Origin of the sequence: Microtetraspora sp. NBRC 16547, assembly GCF_030268965.1 — a bacterium.
Classification (GTDB): domain Bacteria; phylum Actinomycetota; class Actinomycetes; order Streptosporangiales; family Streptosporangiaceae; genus Microtetraspora.
Genome location: NZ_BSSE01000014.1, coordinates 188,873 through 202,723, shown reverse-complemented (window position 1 = coordinate 202,723; position 13,851 = coordinate 188,873). Strand labels below are relative to the sequence as shown.

The 13,851-nt window shown below is 69.6% G+C and carries 15 protein-coding genes; 10 read left to right on the top strand and 5 right to left on the bottom strand.

The window, feature by feature from the left end; translation table 11 throughout:
- Positions 1-253: 253 nt before the first annotated feature.
- Both QSK17_RS20565 and QSK17_RS20560 read right to left on the bottom strand, forming a co-directional pair.
- Positions 254-895 carry a response regulator gene (locus QSK17_RS20565; protein ID WP_285706561.1) on the bottom strand — a complete coding sequence of 214 codons (642 nt, stop codon included), beginning with the start codon at positions 893-895 and terminating at the stop codon, positions 254-256.
- Positions 892-2,001 (bottom strand): sensor histidine kinase, encoded by a 1,110-nt coding sequence (locus QSK17_RS20560; protein WP_285706560.1) that lies wholly within the window; start codon positions 1,999-2,001, stop codon positions 892-894. The genes QSK17_RS20565 and QSK17_RS20560 overlap by 4 nt, the downstream gene beginning before the upstream one ends.
- 115 nt (positions 2,002-2,116) lie before the next feature.
- On the opposite strand from QSK17_RS20560, the gene QSK17_RS20555 reads away from it, so the two are divergent.
- The 7 genes from QSK17_RS20555 (at position 2,117) to QSK17_RS20525 (ending at position 7,248) form a co-directional block, all read left to right on the top strand.
- The gene (locus QSK17_RS20555; RefSeq protein WP_285706559.1) at positions 2,117-2,827 is read left to right on the top strand and encodes a hypothetical protein; all 711 of its coding nucleotides are present in this window, start codon (positions 2,117-2,119) and stop codon (positions 2,825-2,827) included.
- A gap of 693 nt (positions 2,828-3,520) precedes the next feature.
- Entirely contained in the window at positions 3,521-3,784 is a 264-nt protein-coding gene (locus QSK17_RS20550) for a hypothetical protein (RefSeq protein ID WP_285706558.1), read from the top strand.
- Positions 3,777-4,706: a recombinase family protein gene (locus QSK17_RS20545; RefSeq protein WP_285706557.1), complete on the top strand. Its 930-nt coding sequence runs from the start codon at positions 3,777-3,779 to the stop codon at positions 4,704-4,706. Before QSK17_RS20550 ends, QSK17_RS20545 begins: the two co-directional genes overlap by 8 nt.
- A 98-nt stretch (positions 4,707-4,804) precedes the next feature.
- Entirely contained in the window at positions 4,805-4,963 is a 159-nt protein-coding gene (locus QSK17_RS20540; RefSeq protein ID WP_285706556.1) for a hypothetical protein, read from the top strand.
- A 15-nt stretch (positions 4,964-4,978) separates the two neighbouring features.
- A complete protein-coding gene (locus QSK17_RS20535; RefSeq protein ID WP_285706555.1) occupies positions 4,979-5,734 on the top strand; it encodes an alpha/beta fold hydrolase in 756 nt (251 codons plus the stop codon).
- Positions 5,735-5,881: 147 nt separating this feature from the next.
- Positions 5,882-6,370, top strand: coding sequence for a carboxymuconolactone decarboxylase family protein (locus tag QSK17_RS20530; RefSeq protein WP_285706554.1), 489 nt, complete (start codon positions 5,882-5,884; stop codon positions 6,368-6,370).
- A gap of 29 nt (positions 6,371-6,399) precedes the next feature.
- Positions 6,400-7,248 carry an isocitrate lyase/PEP mutase family protein gene (locus tag QSK17_RS20525; RefSeq protein ID WP_285706553.1) on the top strand — a complete coding sequence of 283 codons (849 nt, stop codon included), beginning with the start codon at positions 6,400-6,402 and terminating at the stop codon, positions 7,246-7,248.
- Positions 7,249-7,312: 64 nt separating this feature from the next.
- Here the strand turns inward: QSK17_RS20525 and QSK17_RS20520 are convergent, their stop codons facing one another.
- The gene (locus tag QSK17_RS20520) at positions 7,313-7,837 is read right to left on the bottom strand and encodes an SRPBCC domain-containing protein (protein ID WP_285706552.1); all 525 of its coding nucleotides are present in this window, start codon (positions 7,835-7,837) and stop codon (positions 7,313-7,315) included.
- 257 nt (positions 7,838-8,094) lie between these two features.
- Positions 8,095-10,242: an RNA polymerase recycling motor ATPase HelR gene (helR, locus tag QSK17_RS20515; RefSeq protein ID WP_285706551.1), complete on the bottom strand. Its 2,148-nt coding sequence runs from the start codon at positions 10,240-10,242 to the stop codon at positions 8,095-8,097.
- 557 nt (positions 10,243-10,799) lie between these two features.
- Here helR and QSK17_RS20510 point away from each other — a divergent pair.
- Positions 10,800-11,207 (top strand): YciI family protein, encoded by a 408-nt coding sequence (locus QSK17_RS20510; RefSeq protein WP_285706550.1) that lies wholly within the window; start codon positions 10,800-10,802, stop codon positions 11,205-11,207.
- 111 nt (positions 11,208-11,318) lie between these two features.
- Here the strand turns inward: QSK17_RS20510 and QSK17_RS20505 are convergent, their stop codons facing one another.
- A complete protein-coding gene (locus QSK17_RS20505) occupies positions 11,319-11,864 on the bottom strand; it encodes a YceI family protein (protein WP_285706549.1) in 546 nt (181 codons plus the stop codon).
- A gap of 246 nt (positions 11,865-12,110) precedes the next feature.
- On the opposite strand from QSK17_RS20505, the gene sigJ reads away from it, so the two are divergent.
- Positions 12,111-13,046 (top strand): RNA polymerase sigma factor SigJ, encoded by a 936-nt coding sequence (gene sigJ / locus QSK17_RS20500; protein ID WP_285706548.1) that lies wholly within the window; start codon positions 12,111-12,113, stop codon positions 13,044-13,046.
- 280 nt (positions 13,047-13,326) lie between these two features.
- Positions 13,327-13,809 (top strand): NUDIX domain-containing protein, encoded by a 483-nt coding sequence (locus QSK17_RS20495; RefSeq protein WP_285706547.1) that lies wholly within the window; start codon positions 13,327-13,329, stop codon positions 13,807-13,809.
- Positions 13,810-13,851 lie beyond the last annotated feature (42 nt).

Sequence of the window (13,851 nt, the reverse complement as noted above, 5' to 3'; positions counted from 1 at the left end):
GTAGCCAGCTGATCACGGCGACGAAGCACCCTCCGCAGCATCTGATCTGCAAACTTCTCAAGCCGCGGGCGTACCAGCGCCATCTCGTCAGGTGTCACGACAGCATGATCCCGAAGTAACTCATCAAGATGATCACGTTAAGTGATCATTGATCTAACGACTAGGTGGTTGGAGTTTTTGATCTATCTCGCGCTGCCCACCGTCCCGATTGGCTGTCGACCCGCCCCTGACGCCGCGGAGCGGGGCGCGCCGATCAGTCGGCGTCGCGGACGAGGAGTGCGACCTGCACTCGGTTGGCCAGCCCCAGCTTGGCCATGGAACGGCTGACGTGGACCTTGACCGTGGGCTCGCTCACGCCGAGCTCGCGGGCGATCTCCGCGTTCGACAGCCCGCGGGCGACCGCCTGGACGACCTGCTGCTCGCGGCCGGTGAGCACGGCCAGGCGTTGCCGGGCGTCATGGGCATCGCGGAAGTGTCGGCCGGTGAAGGCGTCGATGACGCGCTTGGTCACCGTGGGCGAGAGCGTGGCGCTGCCCTCGGCCACCGCGCGCACGGCGCCGATCAGGTCGCGGGGGGCGGTGTCCTTCAGCAGGAATCCCATTGCTCCGGCGCGCAGGGCGCCGTAGACGTACTCGTCCCGGTCGAAGGTGGTGAGCATGACGACCTTGGGCGGGTTCGGGGACCGGTTGATCTCCCTGAGGGCGGTCACGCCGTCCATGCGGGGCATCCGCACGTCCATGAGCACGACGTGCGGCCAGTGGCGCGCGACGGCGTCCACCGCCTCCGCCCCGGTCTCCGCCTCCGCGACCACCTCGACGTCGTCGGCGGCCTGCAGGATCATGCGCAGGCCCGCGCGGACCAGCTCTTCGTCGTCGGCGACGAGCACCCGGATCATGTGGGCAGCCTCGCGGAGACCAGGAACCCGCCGTCCGGCTCGGGCCCGGCGGTGAACCGGCCGCCGAGCACCTCGACGCGTTCTCTCAGCCCGATGAGGCCAAGCCCGCTGCCGGGCACGGCCGGCGTCGCGCTGCCCACCGTGGTGTTCTGCACGTTGATCTCCAGCGCGGTGGGAAGATGGCGCAGCACCACCTGCGTCGCGGCCAGGCCCGCGTGCTTGTGCACATTGGTGAGCGCCTCCTGGACGACGCGGTAGGCGGTGTGCTGCACCATAACGGGCACCGCGGTGGGCGCACCCTCGTCGCGCAGCTCCACGGGTACGCCCACCGCGCGGGACTGTTCCAGCAACCAGTCGAGATCGGCGAGGGTGGGCAGCGGCGAGAACCCCTCCCCGTCCTTCTCGTCGAGGATCCCAAGCACCGCCCGGAGCTGGGTCAGCGCCTCCTTGCCCGTGGTGCGGATGAGCTCGGCCTCCGCCGCGGTCTTGTCATCGGCGGCGTTGATCTCCATCGCCCCCGCGCGCAGGACCATCAGAGAGACCCGGTGAGCCACCACGTCGTGCATGTCACGCGCGATGCGGGTCCGCTCCTGCGCGCGGGCCTGCTCCGCGCGGGCGGTCTGCTCACGCTCCAGCCGTTCGGCGCGCTCACGCAGCCCGGCCACCAGTTGCCTGCGCGCGTCGACCCACATGCTGAACACCAGCGGCAGCCAGACGAACAGGGGTACGCCGCCGAGCGCCGCGGCCACGTCGGCGCCCGGCCTTGGCACCACCGCCACCAGGCTGGCCACCACCGCGTACGCCGACAACTGGGCGGGCCGCCGATACGCGGTCGCTACGACGTAGGCGGCCACCGACAGCAGGGATCCGGGCCCGCGCACCAGCGCGTCGGCGGCCGCGAGAAACAGCAGGGGCCACCGCCGCCGCGGGAGCGCCGACGCCGCCCCGGCCGCCAGTACCCCGACCACGGTCGCCTGCACGAAGGCAGGCACCGAGGCAAGCCCGAAGAAGGCGTACGGCCGGCCGAGCGGGACGAACGCGGCGCAGACGGCCACGACGGGCAACGCCACCGGCTCCAGCCGCGCGGGTATCCCCCAGTTACTCACCCGGCCAGCCTAGACAACCACGCACCGGCCGCACGAAGCGCTAACTTTCGTAGCGGGTGCCGGTCAACGATCGACGGATGACCCGCCCGGCTCACCCTTGACAGTCTCGCCGCCCATGAACACCTACTTTCCCGGGCGGTGGATCGGCGGCTCGGCGCTCATCCTGGGCCCGGTCGTCATGTGCGCCGGATACCTGCTGCGCCACCTGAGCACGATCACCGCCCTCACCCCGTCGCAGCAGGCGTGGGCCGGGGCGCAGCCGTTCGCCGCCTACGGCCAACTCCTCGCCTACACGTCGGAACCAGCCCTCCTCACCCTCTCCTACGCGGTCTTCGCCCTGGGGGCGATGCTGCTCTTCCCCGCTTTCGTCGCCCTGGCACAGCAGGTCGGAGGCGGGCTCGCCTTCTGGGGTGCCACCCTGCTGGTCGCCGGGCTCTTCTCCCGCCTGTACTCCGCCGGCGCCGACCAGACCGCCTTCCAGCTCACCGAGGCCATCGGGCTCGACCAGGCGACACATGCGATCATGAAGGAGTACGTGGACATCTCGTACGGCCCATGGCGGGTGAAGTCATGGGCCTCGGTCGGCCAGTACGCGGGCTCGCTCCTGCTGGCCATCGCCGCCTGGCGTACGGGCGTCCTCGGCACCGCCCGCGCCCTGATGCTGCTGCTGGCCGGAGGCACCTGGATGGGCGTGCTGAAAGGCGCCTCCCTCCCCGACGTGCTGGTCACCGCCCTGCTCTGCGTCGCCCTGGTCCCGCTGGGCGTGCGGACGCTGCGCGACCGCCCGCCGGCCCCGGCCGGGTGCCCGAAGCTGCTCAGTTGGTGAACACGGCGCGAGGAGCCCGGACTGGCAGCGGCAGGGCCGCCGCGCGAGCCCGGGCCGGACCGCCCGGGCGGTGGGCCGCTTTAGGCTGCCTGGGTGCGTTCCTGGCCGCGTCCGATGGTGATGTATGTCGCCGACTGCGTGCTGGCGGTGTCCCTGACCGCTGTCGGCTGCCTGGTCGCCGCGCGCTGGCAGCCCGCGGGGTGGTCGCCGGTGGGCGTCCCGGGCTACGTGCTCACCGTCCTGGCCAGCCTGCCCCTGGCCGGGTGGTGCTGCTCGCCACGACCGGCGCCTTCCTGGCGTACCTGGCCGGCGGGTACCCGCCGTCGCGCTCTACACGGCGGTCGCTGCGGCGACGCCGTACACGGCAGCGCTGTGCGCGGCCCTCCAGTTCGCGGTCGGTGTCTACTTCGGACTGGCCGTCATCGTTGAAGTCAGCGTGTGCTTCGAGAAACGATCTCCACAGGGCAGCGCGATGAGAGCCTGATCCACAGCGTCAACCCGAAACCATGGGGGCAGAATCGGTCGATTACGCCCCCACCGCCAGATTCAATCGAGCCGCATCCGCCCACCTGCGGAAAGGGCACGCCGATCCAATGGGATCCGATTCAGCCTTCCGCCTCCCCTTTTCGCCCCCTAGGGTGGGTTGCAGACACCCACCGGCCACCATCCGGCTGGCCCCGATAAGGGGGCACGATGGCCCTGCTCAAGCAGACCGATTGGAACGGCACGGAGATCCCCCACACCGCGGCAGAGATCACCCGGTACGAGGCGCGGGTTGCGCACGTCCGCGGGGAGGTCGGCGAGATCCGCACCGCAGTGCGCGCCAACGAGGCAGGCGGCCCGGTCGTCCTGGCCTGGCAGGCCGACACCCGGGAGCGGCGTGACTACGTCCCCACCAATGCGTGCAGCGCCCGAGCCTTCACCCGCACCCACCCTGCGGATACCGGACGTGACTGACCGGGTCTACCTGCGGCACTCCACCGACAAGCAGACCGACGCCCGCCAGCGGCACGCCCTCGCCGCCCTGCTGGCCGCAGGCGCCCCCGTCTACGAAGACCCCGCCACCTCCAGCCGCCAGCTCTCCCTCGACCGCGCGGGCTTCACCACGCTGCTGCACGAGGCCGCCGTCGGCGACACCATCCGCATCGCCGACGCCGCACGCCTGTTCCGCTCCGTCACCGACATCCTCGCCCTGCGCCCCGTCCTCATCCGCCGTGGCCTGTACCTGCGCGTCGAATCTGGGCTGCTCTCCGGCATCGACCTGGCCAGCGACGACGCCGGCACCAAAATGATGGTCTCCGTCCTGGCGGCCGTGCTGGAGTTCCAGCGCGACATGATCAGCGAGAACACCCGCGAAGGTGTCGCTGCCGCCGAGGCGGCTGGCAAGACCCTGGGCCGCCCCGCCGCCCTCGACCCGAGTACGGCGACTGCTATCGTGGCGGCCTATCGCCAGGGCGCCGCCGTCAAGGCCTTGGCTCGGCAGCACCGGGTCGCCCCCAAGACCATCCGCCGCGTTCTCGACGCCGCCGGCGCCCGCGACCTGCCCAGCCCGCTCGACCTGCCTCCGATCCGCCCCGGCGAGCTGGACGACGCGCTCGCCCCACAGGTGGACGTGGTCCTCGACGTGCCCGGACGACTCGCCGATCTCCTGCGCATCGCTGGGGACGAGGTCGTCCGCCTGGCCATCGTCTCAGGACGGAACATCCGCCGCGGCCCCGGCTATTCGGTCCGTATGGTGGCCCCGTTTGCGCTTCACCGCGCCGTGCTGGAGCAAAGTGCTGCCGCTGCCGACAGCGCCGGCCCGGCTGAGCGCAAGGCGCACCGGATATACGCCGCCCGCATCGCAGCCGTCGAGGCCACCCGACTGCATGGGTCATGACCTGCGAAAACCCTTCGGCGAGACACATTCGAACGGAAAGTCACGGCAAGCCGCTCAACTCCGCTCTGCTAACGGGACTTTCCGTTCGAATGCTCGTCATGCCCCGCGTCGCTGCCGGGCTGATCAGGGTGGCTGGCCGGACCCGGCCGGCGTTCGACCGCCCCGCCGTACGGCGTCGGCTGGAGCGGTTCTCTGGTGTGATTCTTATCGGCCTTGGCCTCGACCTCGGCCTACGCGTCGCCATGGACGCCCGATAAAGGAGTTGTGACGGTTTGACTGGTATCTGGCATGAGGTTGCGGGAGCGGGCGATCCGGTGGTGCTCCTGCACGCCGGCACGGCCGACGCCCGCATGTGGGATCCGCAGTGGGAGGCGCTGACCGCGTCGTTCCGGGTCGTCCGGCTGGAGTTCCGCGGATACGGGCGCAGCCCGTGGGCGGCGGACGGCCCCTACTCCGACGACGGCGACGTCGCCGCGCTGCTCGATTCCCTCGGAATGAGCGAGGTGGCCGTCGTCGGCGCCTCGTACGGCGGGCGCGTGGCGCTGGAACTGGCGACGGGACATCCCGGCCTGGTCTCCCGGCTGGTGCTGCTCAACGCCGGATGCGGGCTGCCCGAGACCCCCGACATGGAGGAGTTCGGCGCGGAGGAGATGCGGCTGATCGAGGCCGGTGACATCGCGGGCGCCGCGGACCTCAACGCGCGGACCTGGCTCGGCCCCGAGGCGGACGAAGTGACGAGGGCCCGGCTCGCCGAGATGCAGCGCGACGCCTTCGAGGTGCAGCTCAAGGCCGACCCGGAGCCGGAGCGGCTCCGCGGCGAGCTCGACCCGGCCCGGATCCAGGCCCCCACCCTGGTGGTGTCCGGAGAGCGCGACCTGGTCTACTTCCAGGAAACGGCCCGCCATCTCGCCCGTACGATGCCCCAAGCGAGCCTCCTCCGGCTCGACTGGGCGGGTCACCTGCCGAGCCTCGAGCGTCCGGCGGAGACGACCCGGATCATCCAGGAGTTCCTGACCGGCCGGTCGTGATCGACCCACGGTCCCGGCCGTGCGTCGTACATATGACGTGGCCGGGACCGTCACAGCCGTCGGGCATTCCGAAGCCGAAATGGCCTGTTCATCTGACCCGGAATTGGACCTCGGACATCGGGCCGCCGCCGATCTAGAGTTGTCCGTATGACGAATGAGAGCACGTCAACGACCGTTTCCGTGCCCGCTCGCATGGAGATCGGCCGGTTGGCCCCGGAGATCTACCGCGCGATGGTGGCGCTGAATCGGACCATCAGCGAGTCCGGCCTGGAGGACTCGCTGCAGGCGCTGGTGAAGATCCGGGCATCCCAGATCAACGGCTGTGCGTTCTGCATCGACATGCACACCCTGGACGCCAGGGCGGCAGGGGAGACCGAGCAGCGGATCTATGCCCTGCCCGCGTGGGCGGAGACGCCGTTCTTCACCGCGCGCGAGCGCGCCGCGCTCGCCCTCACCGAGGCGATCACGCTGATCTCCGCCACCCGCGTGCCCGACGACGTGTACGCGGAGGCGGCGCAGGAGTTCGACGAGCAGGAGCTGGCCCGGCTGATCTGGGCCATCACCGCGATCAATGCCTGGAACCGGATCGCGATCTCCACCCGGATGGTCGCCGGAAAGTACCACCCCGCCGGTTAGGCGGTGCCTCGGGCCGCGACCCGGGCAGCATGACGGGCGGCACCACGGGGGCCGCGACCACGGCGGGAACCGCCACTGTGACAGGCGAGGAGACCACGATGGATCTGGCCGCGGCTACGGACAAGACGGCTGCGACGCTGCGCGCCCTTCACGTGCCGGGCAGGCCGCTGGTCCTGCCGAACGTCTGGGACGCCGCCAGCGCCAGGATGGTGGCGGAGGCGGGGTTCCCCGCCGTCGCCACCGGCAGCGCGGCGATCGCCGCTGTGCTCGGCTACGAGGACGGCGAGGGGACGCCTCCGGGGGAGATGTTCGCGGCGATCGCGCGCATCCGCAGGGTGGTCGACGTCCCGGTGACCGCCGACGTGGAGCGCGGGTACGGCCTGTCGCCCGCGGAGTTGGTGGAGCGGCTGGCCGAGGCCGGCGCGGTTGGCTGCAACCTGGAGGACTCGGATCCGCGTACCGGCGCGCTCGTGGACATGGAGGAGCAGGCCGACTTCCTCGCCTCCGTGCGGGAGGCGGCCCCCGACCTGGTCGTCAACGCCCGGACGGATCCGTACCTGTCCAGGCACGCCGATCCGCTCGCGGATCCGCTTGCCGAGGCGGTACGGCGCGGCCGCCGCTACTTGGAGGCGGGCGCCGACTGCGTCTACCCGATCCGGGCGCACACCGCGGATCTGGGCGCGCTGGTCGAGGAGATCGGCGGCCCCGTCAACGCGCTGTGCGCGCCCGGCTCGCCGTCGCCCGCCGCGCTCACGGAGCTGGGCGTGGCCCGGATCAGCTTCGGGCACAACCTGCATCTCGCCGCGCACCGATACGCCGAGCGGATGGTGTCGGCGATCGGCGCCGGGCTCAGCCCGTACGGCGTCGCTGCCTCCTGAGCGCCCGGAGGCGTCGCGCGGCCCCGGGCGTGTTCGCGGTGATGCACCCCCGGACCGGGTGGAGTCAGCGCGCCCTGTAGTAGCCGTGCAGGACCTCCCAGCGGGCGCGCGGCCAGTTGGGCCAGTCGACGGCGCGGCCTTCGAGCGAGTCGGCCAGGAAGTCGAGGTGGGCGTGCCAGCCGGCCAGGATCCTGGTGAGCCTGTCACCGTAGTCGCCGATGGCGTTGAAGAGGAGCAGGCAGCCGCTGCCGTCCCCCTCCAGTTCCCAGCGGAGTATCCCGTGGACGTCGGTGTCGAACTGGAGGACGTGCGGTGGTTTGTAGTCGCTGATCACGCCGTGGGCGAGGGGCAGGGCGATCTGCTTGCCGTACTCGTCCGTGGCAAGCCAGCGCAGTATGACGCGGCCCCCGGTGCGCGGCTCGATCTCGACCTCGGCGAGCCATTCGACAAGGTGCCTGGGCTCGCTGATGGCGCGCCAGACGCGCTCGACGGGGTGGGGGAGGCGACGCTCGAAGTGCAGTGTGCAGGTGTCTCCGGTGGTGGACACACTGCCGTAGTCGGTCATGGTGATCCCTCCCGTATTCCTCATCAGGCTAACTCTCGTGCTCCGTGGCCCCGTTCTCTGTGCGGCGAGGGTGAAGTGGGGAGGCCGGCGTGACTGTCCGTCCATTCCATCGCCGGAAACTAGAAATCTACAATGTAAAGGCGCTGGGTTCGTAGAAGATCAACTTTCCTGACATCGAACCCAAAACCTCGCCAGGGTCCACTGGCCCAAGAGAATCCAGGCCCGTTCGCGAACGGCACCGCCTGATGGGCCGGGAGTGGGCGTTCGTCCGGCGGCCGACGTCAGGAACTCGTGAGGATGACGAGTCGCTGGGTCGCTCGGGTCATCGCGACATAGCGGTCGACCGCTCCTTCGATGCCTTTGCCGAACGTCTCTGGGTCGATGAGGACGACCAGGTCGAACTCGAGCCCCTTCGACAGCTCCGGGGTCAGCGACCGGACGCGGGACGTCTCCTGGAACGTGGGATCGCCGATGACGCAGGCGATTCCGTCGGCATGTGCGGCGAGCCAGGTGTCGAGGATCGAGCTCAGATCCGAAGCGGATCCGTGGACGACGGGGACGCCATTGCTGCGGATGGAGGTCGGCACGTTGGCGTCCGGGAGCACGGCCCGGATGACCGGCTCGGCTTCCGCCATGACCTCTTCCGGCGTCCGGTAGTTGATGCTCAGGGAGGCCAGGTTGATCCGGTCGAGTCCGATCCGCTCGAGCCGTTCCTGCCACGACTCGGTGAACCCGTGCCTGGCCTGGGCACGGTCCCCGACGATGGTGAAGCTCCGGGACGGGCACCGGAGCAGCAGCATCTGCCACTCCGCATCGGTGAGTTCCTGGGCCTCGTCCACGACGATATGCGCGAACGGGCCGGCGAGCAGGTCCGGGTCGAGGGTGGGCAGCTCAGACTCGTCGACCAGATTTCGCTGGAGGTCCTCTCGGCGCAGCTGCGTCACGAGGCCTTCGCCGTCGTCATCGGCCTCGATCAGGTTGTCGACGACCTGGGCCATGCGCTCGCGTTGGGCGGCGAGAGCGGCTTCCTGCCGCCGCCTACGTCGTGACGCCTCCGGGTCGCCGAGCCGCTGCCGTGCCGCGTCCAGGAGCGGCAGGTCGGACACCGTCCAGGCCTGGGCGTCCCCGCGCTGCAGCTTCTGAACCTCATCAGGGCTCAGCCAGGGAGCGCACAGCCGCAGGTAGGCGGGTACCGACCACAGGTCTCCGACGAGGTCGGCCGCTTCGATCAGCGGCCACGCCCTGTTGAAGGTCGTGAGCAGCTCCCTGCCCTGCAGCAGCGACCTCCGGAGCAGGTCAGGCGAGACGTCGCCGTCGTGCTTGTCCATCAGGATCGTGAGCAGCTCCTCCCAGATCTGGTCCCGCGCCTCGTTGTGCGGCGTACCGGGTTCCGGTGCTTCGAACGCCTCGGCCCAATCGTCGGCGCTCAACCAGATGTCGGACCAGTGGGTCGTGACCGTCATCCCCTTGGTGGGCGGGTTCTCGTAGAACCTGACGGCCAGCTCGATCGCCTTCACCAGGTCCGCGGACGACTTCAGGCGGGCCACGTCCGGGTCGGGCTCGATCGCCGCTGCGGCTCCCTCGGCGACGAGGTCCCGCAGCGTGCAGGTCTGCACGCCCTCCTCTCCGAGGCTGGGGAGGACGTCGGCGACGTAGGCCAGGTAGGGCTGGTGCGGACCGACGAACAGCACGCCGCCCCGGCGGTGACCGAGGCGAGGGTCCGAATAGAGGAGGTAGGCGGAGCGGTGCAGAGCGACGACGGTCTTCCCCGTACCCGGACCGCCGTCGACGACGAGAGCGCCGCGGGATCCCGCGCGGATGATGGCGTCCTGGTCGGCCTGGATGGTGCCGAGCACGTCTCGCATCCGGGACGACCGGTTGGCGCCCAGGCTGGCGATGAATGCGGACTGGTCGTCGAGCGCGGCGTGCCCTTCGAACCCGTCCGAGGTGAACACTTCGTCCCAGTAGTCGCTGATCCGGCCGCGGGTCCAGCGATATCTGCGGCGGCTCGCCAGACCCATCGGGTTGGCGTGGGTGGCTCCGAAGAACGGCTCAGCCGCGGGGGAGCGCCAGTCGAGCAGCAGCCGACGACCCGCGCTGTCCGTAAGGCCAAGTCGTCCGACGTACACAGGCTCGGGGTCGTCCGCGCTGACCATGTGTCCGAGGCACAGGTCCAAACCGAAGCGACGCAGTGCGCGCAGGCGAGCGGTCAACCGGTGGATCTCCATGTCCCGGTCCATCGCCTGCCGGCCTATGCCGCCAGGCGCCATGCGCTCGGCGTCGAGGCGGTCGGACAGGTCGGCGATCGACTGCTCGAGGCTCTCCGCGATGGCCGCGAAGTGCTGCTCATCGCCGGCGATCAGCTTCGGGTCGGCCTTGGGGGCGAGGTGGTCCGGAAGGTCGAACGCACTGGTAGTCACGGGGTCCACGTCATCAGCTCCGATCTGGGGCCGCTTGTACCGCGAGTCCTGCCAGCGGTTCGACGTCCCCGCGCGACCCATACGTCGACAACAACACACGCACTTCGTAATCCCCCGATTCCGTAGGTTCCGGCCTCGGCGAGCGATTCTCCGGCACGACCGGGGTCTTGCCGCAAGCCCCCCGGTGCGCTATACGTTGGGAGTGGAAAGGCGCGGTTGTTCCCCTTTCCCTTCATCGCCCGCTCTGGGCGGACATCCTCCTCACGAAGCGACGGCACGCCGCGTGCGCCAGTGCCGTCGGCCCAGCGGACAAGGCCTACTCCTGCCGGCCGCACCGGGTGCCGATCGAGAAGCGGCGATCCGACGCGGCTGGGCTGGCTCACCACCGTGCGCTTCGCGCCTCGGACGCGAAGCGGCTCTCTGTGCCGATCTGTGGCGCCTCGGAGTGCGCGGAGTCTTTGAAGTCCGCCAGGAAATGTCGCGGTGGGATGTCGAGAACCCGCGCGCGGCTTCGTCCCCGGAGTGAACACGGCCACAATGGGCCGTACCGGACGAAGGAGAACATGATGGCCAAGTACCTGCTGCTCAAGCACTACCGGGGCGCGCCGGCATCGGTCAACGACGTGCCGATGGACCAGTGGACGCCGGAGGAGCTTTCGGCCCACGTGCAGTACATGCAGGACTTCGCCGCTCGGCTTGAGGGCACCGGCGAGTTCGTCGACAGTCAGGCGCTCTCCCCGGAGGGCACGTTCGTCCGCTACGACGGCGAGGGGCGGCCGCCGGTCACCGACGGCCCGTTCGCGGAGACCAAGGACCTGATCGCCGGCTGGATGGTGATCGACGTCGAGACCTACGAGCGGGCGCTCGAGCTGGCCGGCGAGTTGTCCGCGGCTCCGGGTGCGGGTGGGAAGCCGATTCACGAGTGGCTCGAGGTGCGCCCGTTTCTGACCGCGTGCCCGACCATCACGGAGTGACGCACGGTGGACGAGGCCCTGCTGCGAGCCCTCACCCCCGCCGTGATCAGCATCCTCGTCCGTCGCGGAGCCGACTTCGCGGCGGCCGAGGGAACCCCGAAACCGGCCTTGTCAGGACTGCCGGATCGCGGCGACGTCGAACTCCAGCGTCACCTTCGGGCTGACCAGGAAAGCGGTCGCGGCGTTCCAGTTCACGCCCCAGTCGTTGCGGTTGATCGTGGCGCTGCCCTTGAAGCCGACCCGGAAGTTGCCCCGCGGGTCGTTCTCGGCGCCGGTCAGTTCGAAGTCCACAGTGACCGGTTTGGTCACGCCGCGGATGGTCAGGTCACCGGTGACCTTGAAGGTGGTCTCGTCGATCTGCTCCATCTTGGCCGAGATGAAGGTGATGGTGGGGTGGTTGTCCGTGTCCAGAAACGTGCTGCGCAGCTGGTCGTCGCGCTGCCGGTTGTGGGTCTGGATGCTCTTCGCCTGGATCGTGAGTCGTGCGCTGGACTTCGACGGGTCGTCGCCGTCCAGGTACGCGCTTCCCTCGAACTCGTCGAACTTCCCGCGCACCCTGGTGGCCATCGCGTGCCGGGCGACGAACCCGATCCGCGTGTGGGCGGTGTCGAGCGCGTAGTCGCCGGTCAGCTCGCTGAGCTTGGTCATGGTTGACATGCTTGGTCACTCCTAGAGGGGAAGAGGTATGCCGAATGTGGGCGTGGGTGCCGGCGAGGCGATATCGCAGGACGGGGAAGCCGGTCATGGTGCCGCTGAGCATTACTGTTAGCTGGATGGTGTTGGTCTCAGCAGTACGACGAGACAATCCCTCGGAATGTGAGGCGACGCGCCAACCTCACAATTCGGTGCGCTGTCTCGTCGATCTGGTGAGAGCAGATGCACCGAAGGAAAGTCGGCGACACCATGACCACCCCATCCGAGCCAGGAGGCGGCCGGCTCGATCCGAGCCTGACCGCGATCATGAGCGAGCGGCGTCAGCTGATCAATCTGGCGTACCGGCTGCTGGGCTCCCTGGCCGATGCCGAGGATGTCGTACAAGAGACGTACGCTCGCTGGTACGCCATGTCGCGGCAGCAACAGGAGGCGATCGAGTCGCCCGGCGCGTGGTTGACGAAGGTCGCCAGCCGCATCTGCCTGGACCTGCTCGGCTCGGCACGGGTCCGGCGCGAGAGCTATATGGGCGAGTGGATCCCGGAGCCGCTGCCCGATCGTACGGAGTGGATCAGCGGGCGGCCGGGCGGCGCCATGGTCGACCCGGCCGACCGGGTCACCCTGGATGAGTCGGTCAACATGGCTTTCCTCGTCGTGCTCGAGTCGATGACCCCGGCCGAGCGCGTCGCGTTCATCCTGCACGACGTCTTCCGCTACTCCTTCGCCGAAGTGGCCGACATCGTCGGCCGTACCCCGGCGGCCTGCCGCCAGCTGGCCTCCTCGGCCCGCCGCCGCATCCGCGCCGCGCAGGCTCCCGCGACCCCGGCATCCCGGCAGGCCCGGATCGTCAGGGACTTCAAGCAGGCCTGGGAGGCCAAGGACATCGACGCCCTCATCGGCCTCCTCGACCCCGACGCCACGGCGATCGCCGACGGCGGCGGCCTCGCCGCCGCTGTGCTCCGCCCCGTTGACGGTGGCGAGCAGATCGCGCGCTACTTGGTCGATATCGCCGGCAAGGCACCCGACCTGACGATCCTGGAGCGTACGGTCAACGGCCAGACCGGTCTGGTGGCTCAGCAAGACGGCGTCACCGTGGTGGTGATGGCGTTCGAGGTCGCAGGCGACCGGATCAAGCACCTCTGGGCAGTACGCAACCCCGACAAGCTCCGGCCGTGGACGACGGGCTGACGCGCTGCTCACCCAGGATGGCCTACGCCGGACGAAGCGACCGGTCGCGGTCGCTGATTCGTACCCGTGCTCTGCACACGGCGCTTATCGCGACGGCTCACGCGCGTGCCGGAGCCCTGGACCAGGCGGCCGCTCTCGGCCTACGTGCTGTGGGACTCGCCCGGCAGATACGTTCGCGCCGGGTGCGTGCTCGCCTCGCCGATCTGGCCCGGCAGGTCACCTCACATGGGCCCGTGCCTGGTGTTTGAGGGTGTGCACGACCTGCGGGTAGCGTGACCGGATGAGCAAGGGCTACCTGGATCCGCCGGAATGGTACGCGAGCCTGCCCACGGCCTACATGTCGGCATGCGTGCTGCTGACGGATGACCAGGATCGTGTTCTGCTGGTCAAACCGAACTACCGGCCGTACTGGGCGATCCCCGGGGGGATCGTCGAGGCGAACGAAGCGCCACACGAGTGCGCCGCTCGCGAGATCGCCGAGGAACTCGGCCTCACGGTCCAGGTGGGAGATCTGCTCGTGGTCGACTGGGCGCCGCCCATGGGACAGCGTCCCCGCACCATGATGAACTTCCTCTTTGACGGCGGCACAATCGCCGACCCGGCCGCCATCCGTATGCAGACGGCCGAGCTCGACGATGTGGAGTTCTTCAGCTGGGAAGACGCCGCGGCGCGGCTGCCTGCCAGCACCGCGGGCCGGATCCCCTCGGCTCGTCGGGCCCGCAGGAACAGGCGAACGGCTTATCTGCCTGCCGAGGCATTGTGACCACCCGGGTGGCGTGGTGCAAATCGTGCATTTTGCCCTTGA

Excerpts from the sequence above, each read along its gene's own strand:
- QSK17_RS20540 (WP_285706556.1), top strand. The coding sequence starts at position 4,805 with ATGCCCCGCGTCGCTGCCGGGCTGATCAGGGTGGCTGGCCGGACCCGG.
- QSK17_RS20525 (WP_285706553.1), top strand. The coding sequence starts at position 6,400 with ATGACGGGCGGCACCACGGGGGCCGCGACCACGGCGGGAACCGCCACT.
- QSK17_RS20495 (WP_285706547.1), top strand. The coding sequence starts at position 13,327 with ATGAGCAAGGGCTACCTGGATCCGCCGGAATGGTACGCGAGCCTGCCC.
- QSK17_RS20505 (WP_285706549.1), bottom strand. The coding sequence starts at position 11,864 with ATGTCAACCATGACCAAGCTCAGCGAGCTGACCGGCGACTACGCGCTC.
- QSK17_RS20520 (WP_285706552.1), bottom strand. The coding sequence starts at position 7,837 with ATGAGGAATACGGGAGGGATCACCATGACCGACTACGGCAGTGTGTCC.
- QSK17_RS20565 (WP_285706561.1), bottom strand. The coding sequence starts at position 895 with ATGATCCGGGTGCTCGTCGCCGACGACGAAGAGCTGGTCCGCGCGGGC.
- QSK17_RS20550 (WP_285706558.1), top strand. The coding sequence starts at position 3,521 with ATGGCCCTGCTCAAGCAGACCGATTGGAACGGCACGGAGATCCCCCAC.
- QSK17_RS20510 (WP_285706550.1), top strand. The coding sequence starts at position 10,800 with ATGGCCAAGTACCTGCTGCTCAAGCACTACCGGGGCGCGCCGGCATCG.
- QSK17_RS20555 (WP_285706559.1), top strand. The coding sequence starts at position 2,117 with ATGAACACCTACTTTCCCGGGCGGTGGATCGGCGGCTCGGCGCTCATC.
- sigJ (WP_285706548.1), top strand. The coding sequence starts at position 12,111 with ATGACCACCCCATCCGAGCCAGGAGGCGGCCGGCTCGATCCGAGCCTG.
- QSK17_RS20530 (WP_285706554.1), top strand. The coding sequence starts at position 5,882 with ATGACGAATGAGAGCACGTCAACGACCGTTTCCGTGCCCGCTCGCATG.